This window comes from Corynebacterium jeikeium, assembly GCF_000738175.1.
In the GTDB taxonomy this organism is placed as follows: Bacteria; Actinomycetota; Actinomycetes; order Mycobacteriales; family Mycobacteriaceae; genus Corynebacterium; species Corynebacterium jeikeium_C.
On the sequence record NZ_JFCH01000062.1, the window covers coordinates 1 to 1,517 of the forward strand.

Consider the following 1,517-nt stretch of genomic DNA (forward strand, 5'->3'; position numbering starts at 1 on the left):
CGGTTTCTACTTCTTGTGGGGTGGCGTAGTCCAACGCCTCGTGAAGACGTTTGGTGTTCCACCAGTGCACCCACCGCAGGGTGGCTAGCTCGACTTCTCCTACTGATGTCCACGGGCCTTGAGGATGGATAAGTTCAGCCTTGTAGAGACCGTTAACAGTCTCGGCCAGCGCGTTGTCATAGGAATCTCCGACTGTGCCGACACTTGGCCGGATCTCGGCTTCGGCCAAAGCAGTGGAGTACTTCAGTGACACGTACTGACTTCCCCGGTCACTGTGGTGTATCAGCTGGTCGCCGTGGATTCGACCAGCAGTCGTTAATGCATGTTCCAGTGCCTCCATCGGCAGCGCATCAGTGCGCATCGTAGATCGGGTGGCAACACCGACTATTTTGCGGCTGTAGACGTCAATGACAAACGCGGTGTACGCGAATCCTGACAGGGTGCGAACATAGGTAATGTCGGCAACCCAAAGCCTGCCTGGTGCCTGCGCACGAAAGTTTCGGCGCACAAGATCCGGACGATGATCCGGCATTTTAGGGCTGATCGTGGTCACCGGGGTGCGTCCACGTCGTCGACCAGACACACCTGCAAGTTTCATCAGGCGTGCGGTCTTGTCGCGGCCGATATGAAAGCCCTCACGGTTCATGGCGTGCCACATCTTGCGGATGCCGTAGACCGAAAAGTTTTCCGCATGGACGCGCTGAATCTCTGGGATAAGCAGGCTATCGCTTAAGGCCCTCGCACTCGGGGCGCGGGTGGTGGCTTTACGGTAGCCGCGGGAGGTGATGAATCCACGGTCTGCTTGTCGAAGGACACGGCAGATGGCCTCGACCCCAAATTGCTCCTTGTACTCGTCGATGTAGGAGATCATCTGGTCGTGGGTCGGTCGAGTTCCGCCGCGAAAAAAGCCGAGGCAGTCTTGAGGATTCTGTTGGCTCGTTTCAGCTCGCGGTTTTCCCGGCGTAGCCGTTTGAGCTCTTCTTCCATGGTTTCGCCACCTGTTGGTGCCGTCTGCTCATGGGCGACGCTGTCACGGTACCAGGCGCGTAACGTGTGGTGGGACACGCCAAGAAGCTCCCCGACTTCCTCGTACGCGCGTTGCCGTGAGCAGGACTCCAGACGGACCATCTCTAGGGCTTGATGGACCGCCTTCTCCTTGAATTCGGCGGAATACTTTCTGGGCATAGTGCCAATCCTTCCTTAGCAGAGGTAGGAACTAAACCCAGGACGCTTCACTGTGCTGCTTGACTGATCGACATACCTGCACGCACCAACCCAACAGCCTCACGGACAAACGGATCACGCAAACGACTCGCACGCCTGCTTGGAGGTTCGACACCTCTTACCCTCAACCAACCGTAAACCGATTCGGGGCCTACACCCACATCACGCGCGACCAGGCTAACTGCCTCGCCTGCCACCACGCGCTCAACAGCAGCATCCTTAACATCCTTCGGAGTCCAACGCGTCACAACTACCTCCCGGTCGAAGTGGCGCATTCACCCCTTGACAGCACG

Annotated in this window: 1 protein-coding gene; it reads right to left on the minus strand. The window is 57.8% G+C overall.

Translation table 11 applies throughout. The annotated features are described in order from the left end of the window. Nucleotides 1–1,185 (minus strand): IS3-like element IS3501 family transposase gene (locus JQ46_RS10650; protein ID WP_155271116.1). Its coding sequence is split into 2 segments (ribosomal slippage), with 1,186 coding nucleotides annotated over them: nucleotides 1–909 and nucleotides 909–1,185; the frame shifts between segments, so codons are not numbered across the junction. This gene is flagged as partial in the annotation. Nucleotides 1,186–1,517 lie beyond the last annotated feature (332 nt).